The organism is Neobacillus sp. YX16, from assembly GCF_030123505.1.
Taxonomy (GTDB): domain Bacteria; phylum Bacillota; class Bacilli; order Bacillales; family Cytobacillaceae; genus Neobacillus.
The window spans coordinates 4530742-4554162 of record NZ_CP126115.1; the positions used below are offsets into that span (position 1 = coordinate 4530742).

At 38.4% G+C, this 23421-nt stretch carries 22 protein-coding genes, 2 pseudogenes and 1 riboswitch; of the genes and pseudogenes, 5 read left to right on the forward strand and 19 right to left on the reverse strand.

What is annotated here, in order from left to right; all coding sequences use genetic code 11:
• Positions 1 to 17: 17 nt before the first annotated feature.
• The 4 genes from copZ to QNH48_RS22365 form a co-directional block, all read right to left on the reverse strand.
• Positions 18 to 224: a copper chaperone CopZ gene (gene copZ, locus QNH48_RS22350; protein ID WP_095247117.1), complete on the reverse strand. Its 207-nt coding sequence runs from the start codon at positions 222 to 224 to the stop codon at positions 18 to 20.
• A 160-nt stretch (positions 225 to 384) separates the two neighbouring features.
• Entirely contained in the window at positions 385 to 1119 is a 735-nt protein-coding gene (locus QNH48_RS22355) for an urease accessory protein UreH domain-containing protein (RefSeq protein WP_283952066.1), read from the reverse strand.
• Positions 1120 to 1318: 199 nt separating this feature from the next.
• A complete protein-coding gene (ltrA, locus tag QNH48_RS22360; protein ID WP_283955690.1) occupies positions 1319 to 2578 on the reverse strand; it encodes a group II intron reverse transcriptase/maturase in 1260 nt (419 codons plus the stop codon).
• 591 nt (positions 2579 to 3169) lie between these two features.
• Positions 3170 to 3985, reverse strand: coding sequence for a DUF8832 domain-containing protein (locus QNH48_RS22365; protein ID WP_283952067.1), 816 nt, complete (start codon positions 3983 to 3985; stop codon positions 3170 to 3172).
• A 280-nt stretch (positions 3986 to 4265) separates the two neighbouring features.
• Here QNH48_RS22365 and QNH48_RS22370 point away from each other — a divergent pair, with 280 nt between their 5' ends.
• Complete coding sequence (locus QNH48_RS22370) at positions 4266 to 5459, forward strand: chromate transporter (protein WP_283952068.1); 1194 nt, start codon at positions 4266 to 4268, stop codon at positions 5457 to 5459.
• Positions 5460 to 5816: 357 nt separating this feature from the next.
• Here QNH48_RS22370 and QNH48_RS22375 read toward each other — a convergent pair whose 3' ends face one another.
• From QNH48_RS22375 to QNH48_RS22385, 3 genes and pseudogenes are all read right to left on the reverse strand, one after another.
• Positions 5817 to 6419: an HNH endonuclease gene (locus QNH48_RS22375; RefSeq protein ID WP_283952069.1), complete on the reverse strand. Its 603-nt coding sequence runs from the start codon at positions 6417 to 6419 to the stop codon at positions 5817 to 5819.
• 320 nt (positions 6420 to 6739) lie between these two features.
• Positions 6740 to 7327: pseudogene (locus QNH48_RS22380) on the reverse strand (hypothetical protein); the annotation flags it as partial.
• A gap of 300 nt (positions 7328 to 7627) precedes the next feature.
• Positions 7628 to 9589 (reverse strand): annotated as a pseudogene (locus QNH48_RS22385) (vitamin B12-dependent ribonucleotide reductase); the annotation flags it as partial.
• Positions 9590 to 9977: 388 nt separating this feature from the next.
• On the opposite strand from QNH48_RS22385, the gene QNH48_RS22390 reads away from it, so the two are divergent.
• On the forward strand, positions 9978 to 10457 hold the full coding sequence (locus QNH48_RS22390; protein WP_283952070.1) for an SRPBCC family protein: 480 nt from the start codon (positions 9978 to 9980) through the stop codon (positions 10455 to 10457).
• Between the two features lie 42 nt (positions 10458 to 10499).
• On the opposite strand, the gene QNH48_RS22395 is transcribed toward QNH48_RS22390, so the two are convergent.
• Complete coding sequence (locus QNH48_RS22395) at positions 10500 to 11336, reverse strand: lipoate--protein ligase family protein (RefSeq protein WP_283952071.1); 837 nt, start codon at positions 11334 to 11336, stop codon at positions 10500 to 10502.
• Positions 11337 to 11519: 183 nt separating this feature from the next.
• Between QNH48_RS22395 and QNH48_RS22400 the strand changes: the two genes are divergently transcribed.
• The gene (locus QNH48_RS22400) at positions 11520 to 11903 is read left to right on the forward strand and encodes a rhodanese-like domain-containing protein (protein WP_095247108.1); all 384 of its coding nucleotides are present in this window, start codon (positions 11520 to 11522) and stop codon (positions 11901 to 11903) included.
• Between the two features lie 92 nt (positions 11904 to 11995).
• On the opposite strand, the gene gcvPB is transcribed toward QNH48_RS22400, so the two are convergent.
• From gcvPB to gcvT, 3 genes are read right to left on the reverse strand one after another with little or no spacing between them, the layout of a single operon-like run.
• Entirely contained in the window at positions 11996 to 13456 is a 1461-nt protein-coding gene (gcvPB, locus tag QNH48_RS22405; protein ID WP_283952072.1) for an aminomethyl-transferring glycine dehydrogenase subunit GcvPB, read from the reverse strand.
• Positions 13449 to 14795, reverse strand: coding sequence for an aminomethyl-transferring glycine dehydrogenase subunit GcvPA (gene gcvPA / locus QNH48_RS22410; protein ID WP_283952073.1), 1347 nt, complete (start codon positions 14793 to 14795; stop codon positions 13449 to 13451). The genes gcvPB and gcvPA overlap by 8 nt, the downstream gene beginning before the upstream one ends.
• A gap of 20 nt (positions 14796 to 14815) precedes the next feature.
• Positions 14816 to 15919, reverse strand: coding sequence for a glycine cleavage system aminomethyltransferase GcvT (gene gcvT, locus QNH48_RS22415; protein WP_283955852.1), 1104 nt, complete (start codon positions 15917 to 15919; stop codon positions 14816 to 14818).
• A 195-nt stretch (positions 15920 to 16114) separates the two neighbouring features.
• A riboswitch (glycine riboswitch) is annotated at positions 16115 to 16203 on the reverse strand.
• A gap of 155 nt (positions 16204 to 16358) precedes the next feature.
• Here gcvT and QNH48_RS22420 point away from each other — a divergent pair.
• Both QNH48_RS22420 and QNH48_RS22425 read left to right on the forward strand, forming a co-directional pair.
• The gene (locus QNH48_RS22420) at positions 16359 to 18047 is read left to right on the forward strand and encodes a DEAD/DEAH box helicase (RefSeq protein WP_095247104.1); all 1689 of its coding nucleotides are present in this window, start codon (positions 16359 to 16361) and stop codon (positions 18045 to 18047) included.
• Positions 18025 to 18816, forward strand: coding sequence for a YqhG family protein (locus tag QNH48_RS22425; protein ID WP_095247103.1), 792 nt, complete (start codon positions 18025 to 18027; stop codon positions 18814 to 18816). The genes QNH48_RS22420 and QNH48_RS22425 overlap by 23 nt, the downstream gene beginning before the upstream one ends.
• A 264-nt stretch (positions 18817 to 19080) precedes the next feature.
• Here the strand turns inward: QNH48_RS22425 and QNH48_RS22430 are convergent, their stop codons facing one another.
• The 8 genes from QNH48_RS22430 to comGA form a co-directional block, all read right to left on the reverse strand.
• A complete protein-coding gene (locus QNH48_RS22430) occupies positions 19081 to 19266 on the reverse strand; it encodes a YqzE family protein (RefSeq protein WP_095247127.1) in 186 nt (61 codons plus the stop codon).
• A 69-nt stretch (positions 19267 to 19335) separates the two neighbouring features.
• Positions 19336 to 19719: a competence type IV pilus minor pilin ComGG gene (gene comGG / locus QNH48_RS22435; protein WP_283952074.1), complete on the reverse strand. Its 384-nt coding sequence runs from the start codon at positions 19717 to 19719 to the stop codon at positions 19336 to 19338.
• Entirely contained in the window at positions 19716 to 20156 is a 441-nt protein-coding gene (gene comGF / locus QNH48_RS22440) for a competence type IV pilus minor pilin ComGF (protein WP_283955853.1), read from the reverse strand. The genes comGG and comGF overlap by 4 nt, the downstream gene beginning before the upstream one ends.
• Positions 20140 to 20478, reverse strand: coding sequence for a hypothetical protein (locus tag QNH48_RS22445; protein ID WP_283952075.1), 339 nt, complete (start codon positions 20476 to 20478; stop codon positions 20140 to 20142). Before QNH48_RS22445 ends, comGF begins: the two co-directional genes overlap by 17 nt.
• Entirely contained in the window at positions 20462 to 20896 is a 435-nt protein-coding gene (gene comGD, locus QNH48_RS22450) for a competence type IV pilus minor pilin ComGD (protein ID WP_283952076.1), read from the reverse strand. Before comGD ends, QNH48_RS22445 begins: the two co-directional genes overlap by 17 nt.
• Positions 20896 to 21210: a competence type IV pilus major pilin ComGC gene (gene comGC, locus QNH48_RS22455; protein WP_283955854.1), complete on the reverse strand. Its 315-nt coding sequence runs from the start codon at positions 21208 to 21210 to the stop codon at positions 20896 to 20898. Before comGC ends, comGD begins: the two co-directional genes overlap by 1 nt.
• Before the next feature lie 34 nt (positions 21211 to 21244).
• The gene (gene comGB, locus QNH48_RS22460; protein WP_283952077.1) at positions 21245 to 22276 is read right to left on the reverse strand and encodes a competence type IV pilus assembly protein ComGB; all 1032 of its coding nucleotides are present in this window, start codon (positions 22274 to 22276) and stop codon (positions 21245 to 21247) included.
• Positions 22263 to 23345, reverse strand: a complete 1083-nt coding sequence (comGA, locus tag QNH48_RS22465) for a competence type IV pilus ATPase ComGA (RefSeq protein ID WP_283952078.1) — start codon at positions 23343 to 23345, stop codon at positions 22263 to 22265. The genes comGB and comGA overlap by 14 nt, the downstream gene beginning before the upstream one ends.
• Positions 23346 to 23421: the final 76 nt, after the last annotated feature.

The window sequence follows — 23421 nt, forward strand, 5'->3', positions numbered from 1 at the left end:
CGTGTCTTTTCCTATTTTTACTCTACGTCGTAACCTTGATCATCAATTGTTTCTTTGATTTTATCTAATGTTACCTCTTGGTTGTTATATTCCACATCTACTGTATTGGCCTTTAAGTTAACTTTTACAGAGCTTACTCCGTTTAGTTCACCAACACTGCCTTCAACTGCTTTTACACAGTGATCGCATGACATTCCTTGTACGTTTAAAGTAATCTTTTCCATTATATATTCATCCTTTCTTAATTAGCACTAATATAACCTTGTAAAAGAGGTTATGTTTTAATTTTATTTAACCATACCCCCCTACCCTATGTAAAGTGTTTTTTATACGTTTTTTCCAACTTTCACATTTTGTTCATTCATCCTTACTTTTATCCACGAGTTACAGAGACCAATAGGTAACGGAGTCAAATATTCCTAATAGTATAATCAATATTCCTGAAACTCTTTGTATGGAAGTCCCAAACTTTCTTCCCTTTTTCATCAGTACTCCTCCCCCGCCTAAGTACCAAATAATCAAAATAAAAAGGATTAGCGGCAAAGCTGTTCCTAATGCAAATACAGAAGGCAGGATAAACCCGTATGTGCTGGACAAAACAATCGGCATTAAGGTAACAAAGAATAGGATAAACATAGTTGGACAAAAAGCCAGTGAAAAACTGAACCCTAACATAAAGGAACCAAATGGTGTTTCCCGTTTGTACTCTTTAGACCCTTTAAATAATTTGATTGTTCCTTCTAGTTTTATTAATCCAATCATATATAACCCAACAATGATAAGTAATGGTCCCATAATTTTGCGAATCCAAGGAAAATATGAAATTAGGCTTTCTTGAATTTCTCTTCCTAATATCCATACAAGTCCTCCTAATAAAGAGAAAGCAGCTACTTTTCCTAATGTAAAAAAGAGAACATCCTTCCACACAATTTTCTGTTGAAAGGAGCGGTTACCGTAAAGCGTTAATGCACTGATATTTCCAGTAAGCTGACAGGGTGCCAGAGCTCCCACTATTCCTAAGAGTAAGGCAAAAACGGATGGCCAAGATTCCAAGTTGTTGGCGATGATAAAAAACGGTTTGCTTACAAATGAACTAAATTGACTCATGAGATTGTACATAGAATCACCTTATTTTTCTTGGATGATAAAAAGGACTGCTTTACTAAGTTAATACTATAACAATAGTAGTCACATTTTATGAAGAACGTATGAAGAGTTTTTGACATTTCTGGGACAATTATCAAATCGAGTAGGAGGGGGTGACTAACCCCCGACCTCTCACACCACCGTACGTACCGTTCGGTATACGGCGGTTCTATTAAGATTGACGTAAAGTTTCATAACGGTTATATAGACTTTTCAACCCTCGTTGACTCCAATATGAGTTATCGAGGGTTTTGTGTAATATTGGGCTACAGGCGATTCTCCAGTATTTCTTTCTGGAGTTGCCCCATTCGTGCGCCTTGTAACCAGGGACGCCTAAACCAATCAGTTTTCTAACTCTAGTTTTAGATTTCTTCCACTGTTTCCATTCGCACATTCTTAGCCTTCTTCTTATCCATTCATCAAATTCTTTGAATTTGCTTGGAGTGTCCGCTAAAGCGAAGTACCCGCACCATCCTGTAAGATAGCGGTTTAACATTTCAATTCTTACCTCAAGTGGGATAGGTTTTGACCGAGAGGTAATTTCTCGAATCTTCGTCTTAAAGCGTTTAATGCTTTGTTTCGCTATTCGCACCTTCGGTTCTTTATTAAATGTGAAACTGAAACCAAGAAATTTCCGTTTCCACGGACGGTCGATTGCCGACTTATCCCTGTTTACCTTCAATTTTAGTTTCTGCTCAATAATCGTCGTAATGGATTCCATCACACGTTCCCCTGCTTTTAATGACTTAACATAAATGTTGCAGTCATCCGCATAACGGACAAACTTATGCCCTCTGGCTTCCAATTCTTTATCTAATTTATCAAGAATTATGTTTGAAAGTAGTGGACTGAGAGGTCCCCCTTGCGGAGTACCTTCCTCCGTTGATTGTACGACCCCATTAAGCATTACACCTGATTGAAGGTATTTCCTGATTAGTTTGAGAAGAATGCGGTCTTCAATTCTCTTAGCGAGTATTCCCATCAGTATGTCATGATTAACCTTATCAAAGAATTTCTCTAAGTCCATATCAATTACCCAGCGGTAACCTTCTTTGATATAACCCTTTGCCTTTCTTACCGCATTATGGGCGCTCCTGTTAGGTCGGAAACCATAGCTGTTTTCAGAAAATGTTGGATCAAAGATTGAGGTTAATACTTGGGCGATTGCCTGTTGGATGAAACGGTCTGTCACAGTCGGTATGCCTAAAAGCCTTATCCCTCCGCCTGGTTTCGGGATTTCGACACGGCGAACAGGAGAAGGTTGATAGTTACCTGTTCTCAAAGTTTCCCGAAGGGAATCCCAGTTTTCATAGAGATGTCGTCGTAGGAATTTTACGGACATTCCATCTATGCCGTGACTTCCTTTGTTCTGCTCTACCCTTTTTAGGGCAGTTAAGAGATTTTCCCGTGATAGAATTAGTTCCATTAACATGATGTTATCCTTTCTACGTGAATGAAGGTTCTGTTTATGCCGACTTTTGCTCCACCCTCCTAGAGTCCCCAACGGATTCACCGCTTCCTCCTTTAGGTAGGTCCTTTCGGATTGTCTGTGTTCAATGCAATCACCGAATGTGCAGACTTCATTCTTTCTTAATAGTTCAGTCCTTCCCATTCTTTCTCGAGTAAGAATGGTACTATGACTTCTGCTGACTTCTGATTGTTCAGCTATCCATTGCTAGATAGTTTACCAAGTGTACTTGGCTTATCAATCAGATCTCCCCGGGTAAGAGTACAGTCTTTCCCTCCATCTATCTGCTTCATTTACTCTGTACCACCTTCGGCAGTAAGGACTTTGTTTTGTGTTGCAAACTCATCCAATGATACCTAGCCTTATATGAAGTTCGTGTTCCTCAGACCGGAGGTTTGCCGCTCGCTTCCTTCAGATTCCGCGTCACCGCGGACACCCTTGCGTTAGGCTAACCATTACTACTGCCTTCATGGTTCGGGACTTTCACCCTAGAGACTGCACCCATGCCGGGCGCACAACAGAAAAGCATCGGGAAGTACCGATGCTTTCTAGAGTCTATTTAATTTCTACAACGTACGGATATACGAATACTTGGCCACTAAACTTAAACTCTGCCCATATCTTATAAACCCCAGGTTCTGTAAATTTTGTAGCAAACACAGGCTCATTTCCTTCTAGTGGATGAACGTGAATGTAATTTTCTCCTTTTTGATCAAGTATAACGACATGTCCTAATGCTCCAAGATACTGCTCTGGGGTATCTCCAGATAAATCAAATGTAAGTTGAATGTCCTCCTTTACTTTTAATGAACTTGGAAGCAGTTTTACTGTACGACCGCCAGCTTCCTTTGTTAATTCGGTGTCAACGGTTAGAGAATCTTCCTCATGTTCATTATGGTTTTCTCCTACCATGAATGAAATAGGTGCAACCTCATAGGTCTTGCCTGTTGGTTTAATATCAACAAACGCTTTATACTCCCCTGCTTGTAATGAATGAGCTACTTTGAAGACTCCAGGCTCGTTTGTTTGAGGATGTAAATGCTTATACTCTTTTAAATCTGTGCTGACAACAATCAAATGCAGCAGCTTTTCGTGATTCACCTCTAAATCTGATACAGGATTTCCCGCCAAATCTGTTAAGGTAATAATCAATTCTCCATTTTCAACTTGAAGAGTAGGAATGACCTCACTTATACCGTCGTGATTTTCATCGTTTTCTTCATGCTCTTGACCATGGGAGGACTCTGCCTCTTGTTCGTGTGGTGACTTAGACTCATTATGAGATTCGGTTTCCACAAAAGAAGCATAGACATAATACCCTCCTACCACAACTAACAAGTATACAAGTGCAGTAATAGCCCATTTTTTCACTTAATCTCACTCCTTAATACCCATATAGGGTATATTTTTTTGAAAAATAGAGCGTGCTAATCGATAGCACGTTTCTTGACAATTTTCTTTTTATATTTAGGCAAATTAACTAACATGAAAATGTTGTAAATTATCTAGTAAAAAGATTATATTATACCCCGGTATAGTATGTAAAGAGGGTTTACATATTTTTAACATTTTATGGAGGCAATTTTCAATGATTATTTCGAAACATACTGATAAACTTATCTTAATACACTTGTACTTAAAAGGGGGATTTATGAAACAAAGTAAACTTTCTTTACTTCTTGAAATTCTAATCGTTTCAGCAAAACTTGGATTAACTTCATTTGGCGGCCCTATAGCACATTTAGGATATTTTCACGCTGAGTATGTTCGCAGAAGAAAATGGCTGGATGAACAAGCATACGCCAATCTTGTAGCTCTGTGCCAGTTTTTACCTGGTCCGGCCAGCAGTCAGGTTGGAATCGGGATTGGCGTAATGCGCGGCGGTTTGTTAGGTGGAATCTTAGCATTTGTTGGTTTTACAACGCCTTCAGTTGTTATAGTGATCCTTTTTGCCCTAATTCTTAAGGGAATGGATATTGGAAATGCTGGATGGATTCACGGGTTAAAAATTGTAGCGGTTGCCGTTGTGGCTCATGCTATATGGGGGATGGCACAAAAGTTAACGCCTGATTTATCCCGTAAATTAATTGCTTTACTCGTTTTAATATGTACCTTGTTATGGCAAACAGCATATACACAGGTAAGTGTAATCCTAATCGCAGCTGTTGCTGGTTTTATTATCTATAAGGGGCAAAGGGAAGAGTTCCCCTCTACTATTCAGGTCCCACTTTCTCGAAGATTTGCATTCATTTGTTTAGGTTTATTTTTCGGATTATTGATTGTCCTTCCTATTTTAAGAGAGTTGACTACTTCTAGCTGGGTGGCGATGTTTGATAGCTTTTATCGGTCTGGCTCGCTGGTCTTTGGCGGCGGGCATGTGGTTTTACCGTTATTGGAACGTGAATTTGTTCCGAATGGATGGCTCAGTAAAGAAGCCTTCCTAGCTGGATATGGTGCTGCCCAGGCTGTACCTGGACCATTGTTTACTTTTGCTGCATATATAGGTGCCGTAATGGGTGGATGGGCAGGCGGATTGTTGGCAACCATTGCTATCTTTCTCCCTGCGTTTTTGCTAGTCTTAGGTACATTACCGTTTTGGAATAGATTAAGCCGTAATCCAAAAATAAAAGGAGCATTAATGGGCGTAAATGCAGCCGTTGTGGGTATATTAATCTCTGCTTTTTATGATCCGATATGGACTAGTTCAATAATGGCACCTATTGACTTTGCTTTTGCAGCCCTATTGTTCAGCATGCTTGCCTATTGGAAACTCCCACCTTGGGTGATTGTGGTTACTGGAATTATCGGAGGATACTTACTTAATTTAATCGGACAATTATTGTAGAAAAATGAGGATGCCCCAAATAAAGGACAACCTCGTTTTTTGTTTATATGGACCACACTTAAGTTGTGAACACTGTTAGAACATGTATTACAGCTGCCAATTTCTTTTACTTTTTTTATCTAGATTCTTGAACGATATCAGCCTCATTTCAATAAATTCCTCTAAATGTCTACTTCGGAAATAAATGAATAAGAAATAAGGTTCTAATTTTGCGGATACCCCAACCACCCAGTACTCAAATTTATTACACTCTAAAAGTCTTCATAGATGGCAGGCTTATTACTCTCCACTCAAAATGTAGCCAAATGAGTAAGATTATACATCAACCATATTTGAATGTCTTTTTCTTTGGCAAGGTTATTCACAAAGGCAAATCAAGTTATTTAGTACGTTCGCGTTTTCCCAGTCACCATTAAATTTGCGGAAAGGGATTATATGATGAACATAGAGTTCTTTCCCATAGTCCTTCTCTGTACTTCCGCAATCTTGGCAAGTAAATTGATCTCGTTTTCTAGCTAATCTTCTTTGATGTAGCCAGTTAGGTCCGTAGTAGTCAATATCTCCACCGTTCCAAGTTCCACTATTCTCGCCTGTAAACATCTTACTTTCACTATAATAATCACCCATACAAGTAGTTGAACAAAAATTTAATTTACTTATGGTAGAAGGTTTCTTTTCAAATTCGGTTCCACATTTTTCACACGAAATCAAGATTCTCTTTTTATATAATTCTTTCCCTCTTCTACCATTCTCTTTTCCAAGACATCCCTTAGAACAATATTTAGCTGAATGCTCTCTATTTTTAGGAACACTAAAGCTCTTTCCACAATTAATGCAAATTTTTCCTACTTGATTTACTAGGTGCTGGTTTATTAAGTGACCGTGTTTTAACTGATATAATTGTTTACATTTCAAATTACAGAAATTTTTATTAAAAATTGCGGATGGCTTCCTATTCATTTCTGTATAACAAAAATCACAACTGATTTTTTCTTTTTTAGAAAGTGTCTTTCAGAAATCAGGTGGATTCTTTTTTTGATAAAGAGTTTTGCAGTCACGAGAGCAAAACTTTTTTCTATCAAAATGACTTGGTTTAACCTTAATGTGCTCCCCACAATTTAGACATTCCTTTATCATTGGAATCGCCACCCTGTTTTCTTTTATCATACACCAGAACAAACGTTCTTACAGATTTTGCAACAAGATTTTTTTGCTTTTGCATTCCCTCTGTAAGAATAAAAAAACGAGGATACCCTAAGAGGCATCCTCGTTTTATCTTTTTATAAACCACACTTAAGCTGTGTACCACAGTTTGAACATGTATTACAGCCGCCGATTTCTTTTACTTGTCCTTTACGGCAGACTGGGCATGTGTTGCCTATTTCAGAACCTATGGTCACATCTGTTGAACGAAGGTCATTAATGGTATCAACAAGTACCACGTGCTGTTTCGTTTTTTCTTTGAATGTTGGAATCTCGTTTTCCTCTGCTTTAAGTGTCAGGACTTGTGAATCACGTGATCCATCTACGTATACAGTACCACCCTTAGCTCCGCCCTTGTATAGGCGCTCATATACTTTTTCAACTTGTTCAACACTATACCCTTGTGGGGCATTAACCGTTTTACTAATAGAACTGTCAATCCATCGTTGAATGATACATTGAACATCAGCATGTGCTTCTGGTGCCAGTTCCATTGCTGCAACAAACCAGTTTGGAAGATTATCAGCATCTGCTTCTGGGTGACTATCTAGGTATTCTTGAACGATATCAGCCTTAACTTCGATAAATTTTCCTAGTCGTCCACTTCGGAAATAAGAGAATGAGAAATAAGGTTCTAATCCAGTTGAAACGCCAACCATTGTTCCAGTACTCACTTTTGTTACTCTCTATAAATCATTATAGAGGGCGGGAATATTAGTACCCGCTCCATATCTCGCAATATGGGTCAGACTCTATCATCAACCATAATATATATGGTTGCTCAGCGTATAGTCGTTGAAGGGTCAGCCACGACTTCCCTGCGGATTGTCTGGTAGGCTATTAAGCCAACACTCTTACATTTTTACCTAATTACTTGTTGGCAAGACAAAGGTAGTAAGAGATACGCCAGGGTTTCCCGCATATAGCTAAGTTTACGCAGCGCTCTTACGAACACTGGGGGCAATTATTTTACCCGTTGGAGCAACAGTTAGCAAATGTGAATTTCTTATTCCATTTTCTAGTATAGATTGACGGACATCTTCAGGCATTTTTTTCATATATCCTGTATCGATGAATGCTTGTCTTAAACGGTTTGTTTCTTCGCGTGTTTCACCATTTAAGAATGGGAAGCTTCCCTTTTCCTGGGCTAATTCTACTGAAGTTTTGTAAGCTGTTGTTGCAATTACTTCAAAAACTTGATCAACAAGTTTATTTCCTTGTTCTGAACCGTACACTGTTTCACAGTAAATTAGCATATCGTGTAAGCCCATTACTCCAAGACCTACGCGGCGCTCACCTAGAGCCTGCTTCTTATTTTCTTCAAGGAAATATGGTGTAGCATTAATAACGTTATCTTGCATTCTAACGCCTATTGCTACAGTCTTCTTTAACTTTTCAAAATCAACTGTTTTTGTTTCCTTATCAGCCATTTCAGCTAGGTTAACAGCAGCAAGGTTACAAACAGAAAATGGTGCGAGAGGCTGTTCTCCACATGGGTTAGTTGCCACGACCTGTTGACCATATGCTTTTGCATTTGTCATGTCGTTGGCATTATCGATGAAAAATATTCCTGGTTCTGCTGAGTAAGTTGCACAAATGTTAATTAGATTCCAAAGTTCTTTTGCTTTGATTTTCTTATAAACCCGTACTTTGTGACCGAGTCTCTCCCATTCGCGTACGTCTCCAACATTATGCCATTCTTCATTGTAAATTTTCATTTCCTCTTTACTATAATGTTCAACATATGGGAAACGAAGCTCATACTCACTATCTTTTTCAACCGCGTCCATAAATTCCTTCGTTAAACATATTGAGATGTTCGCTCCTGTTAAGAATTCCGAATTATGAACAGTGTAGTTACCACCAGTTTGAAGCTTCTCTTCCGCCTCAGCAATGATTTCTTCACCAAAACCACCAGTACCTGGAATATGTTTATAATTAACAATTCCCTGATACATTGCCTTTTCCTGTGCAGTTAATGGAGTGAATTTAAGTTTGTCCTTAGCATGTTTCTTAATTGTTTCATCATTTGTATTTTCTATCAAAAACCGTAGAATTCTAGGGTTTTGCATTTTTGAAATAATAAATTCAATAACGTCTGGATGCCAGTCGGCCAACATTATCATCTGAGCTCCGCGTCTTGACCCACCTTGTTCAACCAAATGCGTTAATTTCGCAATATCATCTAACCACGATACCGAACCAGATGATTTTCCATTCACGCCTCTTGCCAAGGTGTTTCGAGGTCGTAATGTTGATCCATTTGTTCCTACACCGCCGCCACGGCTCATGATTTCCATAACTTGCTTACGGTGATCAGAAATGCCTTCACGTGAGTCTGGAACGAACGGCATTACGTAACAGTTAAAGAAAGTAACGTCAGTTTCTGCTCCTGCTCCATAAAGCACACGCCCTGCTGGAATGAAGTTCATCGATACTAGCTCATTGTAAAACTTCTCAAACCACTCAATTCGCTTCTCTTCTGTTTCTTCAACAGAAGCAAGACCAGTTGCATTTCGCTTAGCAATTTGTTCATAAAACAGTTCCAGGGGCTTTTCAATTACATCTAGAGATCGCCAAATCGCTCCTGTTTCACTTTCTACCGGGTCATCAAGAACACCTCTAAATTCCTCTTCCACTAAAACCTTTGCTTTTTTACTCTCCCAATCAATCTCCATGATGTATCCGAGACCACGTGCTGGGAATTTTGGATCTTCTTTTATAGTGAGAACAACAAAGTCGCCATTTGTTAGGGTGATTTTTGCAGTGTCTTTGAAGGTGTAACGGTCCAACATGACCAATCGTGAAACACCCTTATGAGTTATTTTCATATCTGGGGTAACCGGGTGCACTTGGGGGAATAAGTGGATATCCTCATTCAACCTTTCAAAATCAATATTCATTTTTTGTCTAAAAACTACAGACATGAGAACAACTCCTTCAAAATTTCTATATCTAGTGTGAAATTCTAGTAAGCAAGACTATATCTTGTATTCCTAGTTGACTTAATATAAATAAATTAACACAGATAGGACACACAAATCAATATATAGTACCGAAAATATTTTCGACAATACTACATATTGTGTTTAGGCAGAAAACCACATGTTTGTCAAACTCAAAATAAACTAGAAACAAGAGAAAAGATAAGATATCACTTAGATTTCGGCATAAAACAAGATAATTTAACAAATTTCGCCGGTTGCGATTTTAAATTACAGGAAAAATCACGTAAAAAAAGGAGTTAAATTGATTAACGAGAATATTAAAAAAGGTATACTTACATTAAGAGCCTTTTTAAGGGGGGAAAAATAAATGTTAGCACGCATAGAAAAAGGAGAAACCGGATATTCTGCCACATATGAACGTCACCTTAACCATCCTGTAGAGGAGGTATGGTCTTATTTAACCGATAACGAGAAACTCCCAAAATGGTTTGCAGAGCTTCGAGTTGATGAGCTTCGTGAAGGCGGGGTTATTAAGTTTGACATGGGGGATGGTACCTTTGATGAGCTTTCTATCTTAGAACTAAAAATGAATTCTGTTTTGGAATTCTCCTGGTGGGTAGACACAGTCAGGTTCGAATTGTCCGAGGAATCTGAGGGCTGCTTACTAAAGTTCATTGAAAAAATACATACCATAACTGACCATACTCCAAGAGACCTTGCCGGTTGGCATGTCTGTTTGGATGTCATAGAAGCATTGCTGGATGGCCGGACTATTGAACGTAAGGAAGAATGGAAAATCTGGTATGAAAGATATGTAAAGGAAATTCAAAAAGTCACCAAACAATAACAAAAACAGGCGAACCTCATAAATGGGTTCGCCTGTCTTATTTTATCTTTTGAAGTTCCATTCATCATTTTCATATCGGTCTTTTGCAATTTTATTAACGTAAGCTAGTTCTTCTTCTGTTAATTGATAGGATTCAAGTTCGATATTAAGCCCATCTGCAAAGCCTTTATAAAAAGCTTCTTTCGCTTCCTCTAAACTAATTCTTCTAGAACTAATTTCATTAATAGCAACTGCTTTATTTTTAAAAGAAGATTTCATCCGTTCCTTTACTCTCTCGTTTGGATATTTAAATAAACTGAACAGCTTATCCTCATCTAAATCTAATAGTATCGAACCATGTTGTAGGATGACTCCCTTTTGCCTTGTCTGTGCACTTCCTGCGACCTTACGACCTTCTACCACGAGTTCATACCAGCTTGGGGCATCGAAGCAAACTGCTGAGCGTGGATCCTTCAGTGCACTCCGCTCTTCGTCTGTTTTTGGAACTGCAAAGTATGCTTCTAATCCAAGGTGATGGAATCCTTTTAAGATACCTTCTGAAATAACACGATAAGCCTCTGTTACCGTTTTAGGCATCTCTGGGTGATCCTCAGAAACAATGACACTGTAAGTCAGCTCATGCTCATGCAGAACACCACGGCCGCCAGTAGGCCTTCTTACAAACCCTAATCCATGGGCTTTTACTGCCTCCAAGTCGATCTCCTTATCAACCTTTTGGAAATATCCTATTGATAGAGTCGCAGGTTTCCATCCATAAAATCTGATAACAGGCGGGATTTTTCCTTCACTATGCCAATCAAGCAAAGCCTCATCCAACGCCATGTTAAATGATGGGGAACAATTTCCAGAATCTATAAAACGCCATACCTCTTTATCCATTTAAAAACCTCATCTTTATGTAGTTTACTCTTGTTTTAGTCTACCAAAATCTGATATGAATTCAAAACGAGAAGTTTTTGGTATAATGAAGAAGAAATATTTTGTCGTTTATTCTTTATCTTTGCACGTTTGACTTATATAATAAAACATAGTGTACCAAAGCTTGAAAGGAGCAAAAAGAAATTGAATTCACTTATACCTCTATTAATCATCATTGTAGCAGTTATAGCTTATTCCGTTTTCACCTATTTTTATCAAAAAAGGATTGTTAAAACGGTAACAGAAGAGGAGTTTCGTGCCGGTTATAGAAAGGCACAGCTAATCGATGTTCGTGAACCGAACGATTTCCAGGCAGGTCATATTTTAGGAGCCCGTAATATTCCAATTTCGCAAATAAGAACACGAATGCAGGAGCTTCGCCCAGATTTACCTGTTTATTTATATGACCAAAACGGAATGCGCAGTGCCCGTGCAGCACAATTTCTACACCGTAAAGGTTACAAAGACCTAACCCAGCTTCAAGGCGGGTTTAAAAAATGGTCTGGTAAAGTAAAAGTAAAAAAATAAGCCAATGAAGACTTCCTTTTATGCGGAAGTCTTTTTATTTTGTGCATAGAAAAGGGGCCAGATTCTGTTGTCAGAGTCTGGCCCTTCTATATTTAAGCCTTTTGATATCTAAGAATTGGTTTACGAGCAGCGGTTGCTTCGTCCATACGCCCAACAACGGTTGTGTGCGGTGCTTCTTGGACGATTTCCGGATTCTCCTCAACCTCTTTCGCAATTTGAATCATGATATCAACGAAAGAATCTAGCGTTTCTTTGGATTCTGTTTCAGTTGGCTCGATCATGATACATTCTTCTACATTTAATGGGAAGTAGATGGTTGGCGGATGGTAGCCAAAATCGAGCAGTCGTTTTGCAATATCCAAAGTGCGAACACCTAATTTTTTCTGTCTTCTTCCACTTAGGACAAATTCATGTTTGCAATGCTTATCAAACGGAAGATCATAATACTCTGCAAGTCTTCTCATCATATAGTTTGCATTTAATACAGCATACTCAGTTACCGCCTTTAAGCCGTCAGGACCCATTGAACGAATGTAGGTATAAGCACGTACATTAATTCCAAAGTTACCATAGAAAGGCTTCACACGGCCGATAGATTGCGGACGGTCATAATCAAACACATACTCTTCACCACGTTTTGCTATTACTGGCTTCGGAAGGAAAGGAATTAGATCGGTTTTTACACCCACAGGACCAGAACCAGGACCACCGCCGCCATGTGGACCGGTGAATGTTTTATGAAGATTCAAGTGAACAACATCAAATCCCATATCTCCCGGTCTAGCTTTAGATAGAACCGCATTTAAGTTCGCACCATCATAATAGAGCTTACCGCCTGCAGCGTGAACAATCTCAGCCATTTCAACGATATTTTCTTCAAAAAGACCAAGTGTATTCGGGTTGGTTAACATTAAGGCAGCTGTATCTTCGCCAACTACTCTTCTTAAATCGTCAAGGTCAACTAAACCATACTCATTTGATTTAACTGTAATCGTTTCAAGGCCTGCTACCGTTGCCGAAGCTGGATTTGTTCCATGTGCTGAATCCGGAACGATAACCTTTGTACGCTTTAGATCACCATTTGCTTCATGGTATGCACGAATCATCATTAATCCTGTCCATTCACCATGTGCACCAGCTGCTGGCTGTAGTGTCACTTCATCCATTCCCGTGATTTCAATTAAATGCTGCTGCAAATCATACAACAACTCAAGAGCGCCTTGGACAGAACTTTCGTCCTGAAGCGGGTGGACGTGAGCAAATCCATTAAAACGCGCTACATTTTCATTAATTTTTGGGTTATATTTCATTGTGCAAGAGCCTAATGGATAAAAACCAGAATCGACTCCATGATTTCTCCGTGAAAGGGCGGTATAATGACGCATAATATCAAGCTCAGAAACTTCAGGCAGCTCTGGCTCTTCTGCGCGTAAATACCCTTTTGGAAGAAGACTGCTAACGTCTAATTCAGGAACATCCATTTCAGGGAGGCTGTATCCAATTCTTCCTGGTGTACTAAGTTCAAAAATGAGTGCCTGGTCTTGGTTATGCATGTAAATCCCCCACTTCTTTCACAAAAGTATCAATTTCTTCTTTCGATCTTTGTTCTGTAACAGCAACGAGCATATGATTTACGAGTTCAGGATAATCACGGCCTAAATCGTACCCGCCAATCATTCCTTTTCGCAACAGCTCTTGATTAATTTCTTTTACTGGTTTGTTTAATTTAACAACAAATTCGTTAAAGGAGTAACCATCATGGATGACTTCAAAACCAGCTTCTTTAAATGCAGTTTTCGCATAGTGGGCCTTTTGCAGGTTAGCAGCGGCAATTTCACGAACACCTTTTTTACCTAGTGCTGTCATCGCTACTGATGCTGCCAGGGCATTTAATGCTTGGTTTGAACAAATATTAGAAGTCGCCTTATCACGACGGATATGCTGTTCACGGGCTTGAAGTGTTAGTACAAAACCGCGGCGTCCCTGATCATCTTTTGTCTGGCCGACTAGACGACCTGGAACTTTACGCATTAACTTAGTAGTTACCGCAAAATATCCGCAGTGTGGTCCGCCAAACGCTGTAGGAATACCAAACGGCTGTGCATCACCAATAACAATATCTGCTCCAAACTTCCCTGGAGGTGTTAATACTCCTAGTGATAGCGGATTGCTTGAAACAACAAACAGTGACTTGTTAGCATGAATGATTTCTTCCAGTTCCTCTAAAGGCTCAATTCTGCCGAAGAAGTTTGGATACTGAACGATTACTGCTGCAATTTCCTCGTTTGCCAAACCTTTTAAGGCTTCAATATCTGTTACCCCGTTATCTACTGGAACTTCAATCACTTCAAGATACTGTCCTTTTGCATACGTTTTGAGGACTTCCTTTGATTCAGGGTGAACGGCACCAGAAACAAGGATTTTTTTACGTTTTGTATGACCAGCACTTAGCATTGCTGCTTCAGCTAATGCTGTACCGCCATCATACATAGAAGAGTTTGCTACATCCATGCCTGTTAATTCACAGATCATTGTCTGGAATTCAAAAATAGCTTGTAGCTCTCCTTGAGAGATTTCTGGCTGATATGGTGTATAAGCTGTATAAAATTCTGAGCGGGAAATAACATGGTCAACAATGACTGGCATGTAATGGTCATAAACCCCTGCTCCTAAAAAGGAGACATTTCTTTTTAAATCGGCATTACGAGAAGCCATATTAAAAAGCTCTTTCATCAAAGCAGTCTCTGACTTTGCTGCCTTAATGTTATATTCACCTTTAAATCTTACTTTTTCTGGGATATCGCTGAATAATTCATCAACGGAACTAACGCCAATTGTTTCAAGCATTGCCTTTTTATCTTCTTCTGTCATAGGTAAATAGCGATGTTTCATAACCTAATCTCCCCTCGTGTTTACTTTTCTCGTTTATAAAAAGGTGTTGGGACTACTTTCGCCTTTAGGCGTTTTCCGCGAATTTCCACGTCAATTTCAGAATCTATCACTGCATGTTCACTTTTAATAAGGACAAGTCCAATATTCTTTTTCAAGGATGGTGATTGAGTTCCAGTTGTAACCTCACCAATTAGCTCTTCACCTTTATATACTTGGTATCCATGACGAGGTATACCACGATCAATCATTTCAATTCCTGCTAACTTTCTAGCCGCCCCGGTATCTTTTTGCTGCTTAAGTACTTCCTTACCGATAAAATCTGCTTCTTTGTTCAACTTAACAGCAAAGCCAATTCCAGCTTCTAATGGAGTGATTTCAGGAGACAATTCTTGGCCATAGAGAGCTAAAGTTGCCTCAAAGCGAAGTGTATCCCGAGAGCCTAGTCCGCATGGAACCACGCCCTCTTCTTCACCAGCAGATAAAATTGCCTGCCAAAGTTCTACAGCATCTGATGCATCGCAATATATTTCAAAGCCGTCTTCACCCGTATACCCAGTTCGTGAAACCAGTGCATTCTTTCCATTGATTTTCACTTCCTGTTGGAACTTAAAAAAGCCAATTTCACTTAAATTACTATCTCCGGCAAGCTTTTGAAGTACTTTTTCAGAGAGTGGGCCTTGCAGCGCCAATTGAGCCATTTTTTCAGATAAATTATCTATCGTAACATTGCCCTCTAAATGGTCTTCAAGCCATTTGAAATCCTTCTCAATATTCGAGGCATTCACAACAAGTAAATAATGATTGTCTTCTATTTTATAAACTAGCAGGTCGTCAACAGTGCCACCATTTTCATAGCACATTGCATTGTATTGTGCTCCGCCATTTTTAATTTTTGAAATGTCATTTGTTAACATTTTTTGTAAGTAATTTATGCTGTCTGGTCCCTTTACCTCAATTTCCCCCATATGCGAAACATCAAATAAACCAGCCTTTGTACGGACGGCTTCATGTTCTTCCTTGATGCTTGAGAATTGAACAGGCAGCTCCCAGCCTCCAAAATCAATCGTTTTCCCGCCATATTCCTTATACACGTCGAATAGCGGTGTGCGTTTTAATTCAGTCATCATTAATCCCCCTTTAATCAAAGATGTTTGTCATACGTTGTTACCTTTGTCAAATCCTTGAGCGCATAAACAACAAAAAAGGACAGAAACCTCCCTTTTACGAAAAAGAAGGTCTCTGTCCTTGCACCTGAAAGTTTACCTATGATCGGCTTTCCCCTTTGGTGGCTGCCCTTTAGTCAGCACTCTCCAGAGCTGCGTCAAACAAGAGTTCTTTTGCCTGAGAGATTCACACATTGTGCTTGCTCCTTCGGCGCTACATCAGTAGTCTCTCCCCTTGTCATCATCCGCATTATAATAATTTCATAATCGGGTCATACTAAAATATACATCTGAAAAAAATTATTTTATTACAATATTTTAAACTTTCAAAGCTATTTACATCCTACCATTAAAGCATAATATTGAGCAATAAATTTTTCTGCAAAAGGGAGCTGAAAACATGACAGTTCAAATAGAATTTGATTCCTCTTGGCAGGATGAGTTTTTACATAGGATTGAAAACGATGGCCCATGGGGAAATTGGGAGCTTTTTAAGCTTGCAGTTGGAGTTGAAAAGCATCTGATAATCCCTGATTTTGAAGGCTTACAAGCACCAAGTCATCTGCCTAATCTTACCCCGCTGCCTCATCAGCTCGAAACCGCAAAGCAGGTAATCGAAAACATGAATGGAAAAGCTATTCTTGCTGATGAAGTGGGGCTTGGAAAAACAATTGAAGCCGGACTTATTTTAAAAGAATACATGATTCGCGGACTCGTTAAAAAAGTATTAATTCTCGTTCCTGCTTCACTAGTAACCCAATGGTCCTATGAATTAAATAGTAAGTTTTTTATTCCCGCTGTTTCTCAAAGGAAAAGCTATGTATGGGAGCAATGCGATGTAGTGGTCTCTTCCATTGATACAGCTAAACGGGACCCGCATCGTGATATCATTTATAAACAAGATTACGATTTAATCATTATTGATGAGGCTCACAAACTTAAGAACAATAAGACTAAAAACTATGAGTTTGTCCAAAATCTTAAAAAGAAGTTTTGTCTGCTTCTCACTGCAACACCGATTCAAAATCGAATTGAAGAAATCTTTAACCTTGTTTCCCTATTAAAACCAGGACATTTAGGCAGTGAAACAGCATTTTATGAAAAATACAAGCGGGATGCCCGCTCACTAAATGACAATGAGCATTTGAAAGAGCTGGTAAATAAGGTAATGATACGAAACCGGCGTGCCGATACAGGAATTGAATGGACTAAAAGACAGGTGGAAACGATTCCGATTGAATTTTCAACTCAAGAGAAAGAATTGTATGAAGCTATCACTGAATTAAAAAGTGAAGGTGATTGGGTTCATACAAGTGCTTTCTCGGTGATGACCTTACAGCGGGAAGCTTGTAGCAGCAGGGAGTCCGTATTTTATACACTTAAAAATATGCTGCAAAAAAAGGAAAATCCAACAAAGGCATTCGAAGATCAAATTCAATATTTAATTTCAAAGGTAGAAGCAGTTACAACAAACTCAAAAGCAGAAAAGGCATTGGAATTAATTCAAAAAATCGATGATAAGGTAATAATTTTTACCGAATATAGAGCGACCCAAATGTACCTGCAATGGTATTTAAAACAAAATGGTATATCATCTGTTCCCTTCCGAGGCGGTTTTAAGCGCGGCAAAAAAGACTGGATGCGTGAGCTATTTCAAAAGCATGCACAAGTCCTCATAGCAACTGAAGCTGGCGGTGAGGGAATCAACCTTCAATTCTGTAATCATATTATTAATTTCGATTTACCCTGGAATCCAATGAGGCTTGAACAAAGAATTGGAAGGATTCATCGTCTTGGCCAAGAAAAGGACGTAATGATTTATAATTTTGCAATCCAAAACACGGTTGAAGAACATATATTAAAGCTTCTATATGAAAAAATTGAACTATTTGAAAAAGTAATAGGTGACTTAGACGATATCTTAACGAAGCTAGACTTTGGAAGTATTGAAGATCATTTAATTGATATATTCGGACAATCCTGCTCCGAAGGTGAAATGCGGATTAAGATGGAAAATCTTACATCGATGATTGATTTGGCAAAAGATATGCAGAAGGAGGATTCACATGCAGCAGCTGGAAATTCATAACTTTCTCATACGCTACTTTCAGGCTAATGAATGTGAAATATCAGAAAATGGTCCTGGATACTTAACTGTTCAGTTATCTATTGAGCTCGATAAGGAATTAATGAATAGACCTTTTTATTGGCATTATTTAGAAAAAACAGGCGGGATTCCAAATCCAATGAAGCTTACTTTTATTACGAATCCACAAATTGCACCTGAAAATATAAAAGGAGAAACGATTCATTTCGGGTCTCCAAGACTGCATCAAATATTTCAATCAACTAAAAAACTTTCGAGCTACATCAGGCTTTATGAGAATCACCAGAATAACAATCAACAAACTCCATTAATGCCTTGGCTGTGTATGAATGTTAAGATATCGTATCAATGCGACCGGAAACGGGATATTTTTAAATCAATCGGTTTGCAGCTCATAAATGGACAAATGGTAGAGGATTTCCATAATCGTCTGCAGAATGTTCAGCTTACACCGAAAATACCAGATTATTCGTTTACGTTATCTCCACTTGTAAAACCGAAAAGCGGTTTATCGCGGATTGAAAATTATCTCAAAGCAGTAATTGAAGAAGATGATCATTCTTGGGCAGAGGATGCCAGGATGCGTTGGGAGAAGGATTTGCAGCTTCTACACCATTTTTATGAGGATGCAGAAGAAGAAAATGAAAGTTACGAAACAGAGAAAAGGGCTTTACAGGAACAGTATGAACCAAAAATAAACATATCTTTTATTAATGGCGGATTGTTTTATTTAACCGATAAGGCTGTTTAATAAATTGGCTGTGTAAAATTTGGTGGTGGTTGATTTGTGCTCCAGGCGGTTCGGGAAGCCTCCTCGACGCTAAGAGATAAGCGGGGTCTCCCCTGTCCCGTCCTCCTGCAGGGCATTGATTTACTTTCTCGAATCTGCCCACGCACGAAGAAAATGCGATAGCATTTTCGAGGAGTCTCGCGCCTTCCGCACAAATCAACGTAGTTTCTACTCTATACCTACTCCTAGCCAATAAAATAAAGAAGCAGACATCAATCTGCTTCTTTACCTTTTTCTCCTATTTTTTACTTCGATATAAAAAATATAGGGAAGAATCCCAAACCAACGATACCAAAAAGATGCCTTGGCTAGCTTTCTCTCTTCCCGGAGCCGTTTTCGCTCATCTTTTGGCTGGTCCGCATATTTAACAAGAGTTTGAGTCATATATTTTACATAATCATTTGTTTTCATGGACACACCTGCCTTCATTTCTTCCCTACAAGTATGTCCATGTTTTTTTATTTCAAACAACTAACACCCTTAATAAGTTTCAGCCCATTTAATCATTTTTTTTGCAGCAATATCAAAAAAACCGCGTCCTGCCACTGTTTCACCTGTGTGCATTTTAAGCGTAAAGTTAATTTTCTGAACAGATCCAATCGGAATGTCGGCTTGATATCCCATAATCCCTTTTTGATAGGAGAATGAACCTTTTACTGGTATAACACCACCTGATTGCAATATTTTTTCGATTTTTTTAAAAGAAGAATGGAAATAATACTCCTCCTGAAGTATCGCAGTTGTTTCATGTGACAATTTCCTTTCAGAAAGCAATTGTTCTACACGAAAGGAAAAGATTGATAGAAACAGAATGAGTACCACCAAAGTTAATGGGTATGTAAATCCTCGTTCACTTTTCCTCATAATATAGGAAACCATTCAATATAGGAATGCACTACAACACTATATTCTCTTTCCCAAACATCTTTTACAGTAATTTTCACTGAGTTATTTATCCTAGTAAAAGTGACCAAAGAAACATTCTGCAGTAATGTTTCATGACCAGTAGAATTCACTCGCTTTCTTATATTACTGCCATACTTTTCATATAAAATTTTTTCATTATTTAGGGTTAATACTAGGTTCCCTGAAATTACTTCCGCTTTAGAGCTAATATGGATTTCCTTTTTTATCTGACTGCAAAATACATCCCATTCCATCGCTTGAAGCCTTCCATTTGAATCTTTATTGTCTGATATGATTTGAAATACCGGAAACATGAAAAACACGATCGTTGTGAAGATTGAGAATGCAAAAAGCACTTCGAGGAGAGTAAAAGCTTTTTCATTCGGGTATCGCACAGTCTTCAAAACTTGGGAGAAGTGTATTTTCTTCAACTTTTACACAAACCTCCTTTTGTCCACTAACTGAGGTTAGACGCCAGTAAATCTTATATTCTGTTTCATTAAGAGTGATGGCGTAATGGGTATTAATCCTGTCCTCAATTAAATTTGCTTGAAGTTCCTCAAATAAAAACTGTTTAGCTCTTTTATCTCTAATAAGCTGCTGAGATTGATTTGCCAAATCTATTAACAAGGGCACAAAAAACATACTCAGCATAAACAAAGCGGACAATGATAAAAGGAGTTCAAGTAAAAAATAGCCATCATTCTTCCAAAACATAAAACCGTCCCTTTCCAATTAAAAGAGTTAATTTGTAATCTTCCTGCGGTGTTCGAATAAATATTGTACCGAATCTATCTACATTCCCATTCGGATTATATTTAAAATATAATTGGATGGTGCCCTGACCTACTGTTATCTTCGGAGAATAATTTCTTTCAACAATGCTATTAGCACCTGCTGCTATGACATACGAATGCTCATTCTCAATAAAGATAACTCTCACTTCCGTCTGATTAGCGATGGCGTACTGCTGACCGTAATATAAATCTGCTTTTAATTGGGAAATAAAGGACTTGTTAGTAGCTATTTGGTATTGTGGCTTTATGCTAAAGACAGTAATCGAAGAGATGATTAAAAAGATGGAGAGAACAATCAAAGATTCAATTAATGTAAATCCGTTTTGATTGTGGTGCATTAAGGTGTTGTTTTGGCTTCTGCGGTTACTTTTCCTTCTGAATCGATTAATACATTTTGTGTTCCATTTGGACAACCTTTATCTTCAATAAGGTATTCTTCTGAAATAAGATTTGCCATTGTAGGTACCTTATTCTTGTCGATTATATAAGATTGTACCTGTGCTTGAACCATCTTCACATATGCTTCACAGCCTTTGTTGTTAATATTAGTATTATGCTTAGCCACATTTGGAATTGTAACAATTAGTAAAACAGAAATAACCAGCATAACAATCATCATTTCAACAAGTGTGAAACCTTTCTCATTTTTCATCATTCATTCCTCCAATTTAATAGTGTAAGCTTTTCTATATTCCATCTAATAGCTGGAACATTGGTAATAATATTGCCAAATACATTGATACAACGAGAAAACCAATAAAGACATAAAGAACAGGCTGAATCATTTTTAAGCTTTTTTCAATCCCTTCCTCCATATTCAATAAGCAATGCTGACTAAAGAAAAGTAATTCTTGTTCCAATTTTCCATTTTCTTGACCATGTTTTATTATCATTGGGAATTCTTTTTCAAAGAATGGAAACCGAGCCAAGATTGACTCAAGTTTTTCACCGGTTAACAGCTTTTGCTTGATTTCCAATCCCAGCTGGCTATAAAATGGCTGCCTTTGATTCTTTTCAAATAAAAGCAGGGCTTCAAATACGGATATTCCCCCTGATAAAAGAAAACTTAACTGGACAGAAAAATAATGGGTAAACAACAATTTGAGGATTCTTCCCGCAATCGGAATTCTTACGAGTAGTGACCGCTGCTGCAGGACGGAGATTTTCCGAAATACAAAAATATAATAAGTGGCACCTAATGCCAACAGAAGCAGGAAGATAGCTATTAATATTGGAACATAGGTGTCAAATGAGTAGAGTACCTTCATAAAGAAATTTGCTTCAAGACTCATAGATTCGAAGAGACTTGTAAATTTGGGCAGCAATGATTTCTGTACAAACACTAACAAAAAACCAGTGATAAAGATAAGTAAGGCTGGATACTGTACAAGTTTTACTAATTTTCTTCTATCATTCTCCTTTACTAATGCTAGAGAGCTGCCTTCTAGGAGTGCCTCTGCAAAGCTGCCATGCTGTTCTGCAAAATAGACATAACCAATTAAATCCTTGTGAAAGCCAAGATTACCTAAGACATCATGAAATGATATCCCATTTTTTAAATCTGCCAAACATTGGTACAGCTCCTCCTTTCGATTATTTGGTAAATGTAAGGATAAGCTTTCAATTGCTTCTGCAATAGGGTACCCGCGTTCCAATAATTCTCCTATCCGTTTTAAGAAATTAGCCTGCTCATTAACAGACCAATTACGGCGCTTCATGATCATACACCAAGCGATCGTATTCAGACTCTTTAATATAACCCAGAGCAATCCCCTTGTTTATAACTTTCCTTACTGTCGTGTATCGCGATATTATATTTTCTCCTTTCGCTTCTTTCATCGCGGCATTAAGATTTCTCCCTGATAGAAGTTCAAAAACACTCGCCCTTTTCCATCTCCCATATGAGTAGCAAAAGGGCGAACACTCCCCTTGGCAATACGGACATGTTAGCTCCACTAATCGTTGTGCTGTAACAGCAATTAAGGTTTGTTCTACCTCTAACCAATTTACACCAAACTCATGGAGACGATATACCGCCCCCTTCGCATCCCTTGTATGCATTGTACTGAGTACCAAATGTCCCGTTAATGCAGCCCGCACTGCAATTTTAGCCGTTTCCGCATCACGTATTTCACCGACCATAATAATGTCGGGATCATGACGAAGAATCGCCTTAAGGCCAGCAGCGTATGTTACGCCCGCTTTTTCATTCACTTGTATTTGTAAAACAGAATCGTAGTTTTTTTCGATAGGGTCTTCAAGTGTGATTACGTTACGATGAAAAAGATGTGCGGTTTCATTTAAAAGGGAGTAAAGAGTTGTGGTTTTTCCCGATCCGGTCGGACCAGTAAAGATAATTAATCCATGTGCGTGTTTTAGAAGGGCAAGTAGTTTTCTGGTCATTCCAGGAAAAAGTGAGAGTTGGTGAAAGGGAATCTGTTCTTGTTGAGGCAATAGTCTGATAACCAGACTTTCTCGATTGTTAGATGGAAGGGTTGAAAGTCTAAGACCCATTAATTTTCCATCCACCTCACAAAAAATCGCACCGCTTTGTGGGCGTCTTCGTTCTCCGATATCCATATTTGCAGTAAACTTAAAATGTGAAATTAATCTGTCGCATTCATCTTTTGGAAGTGATAACCGGGGAATGAGTTTGTTCGTTAAGCGGATTTGAATGAGAGTGTCTTTCTTTCTTGGTACAATGTGAATATCTGTAGCTTGGTTTCTTGCAGCATCTGTGATAATCCTATTTGCTAGTATTTCAATTGAACTTACAATGAATAACACCACCTTTTATTTTGTCTTTGTAGTTATTCGACATCTTTCAATCTTTTCCTTCAAGATTCTTCTCTTTTTTTAAAAA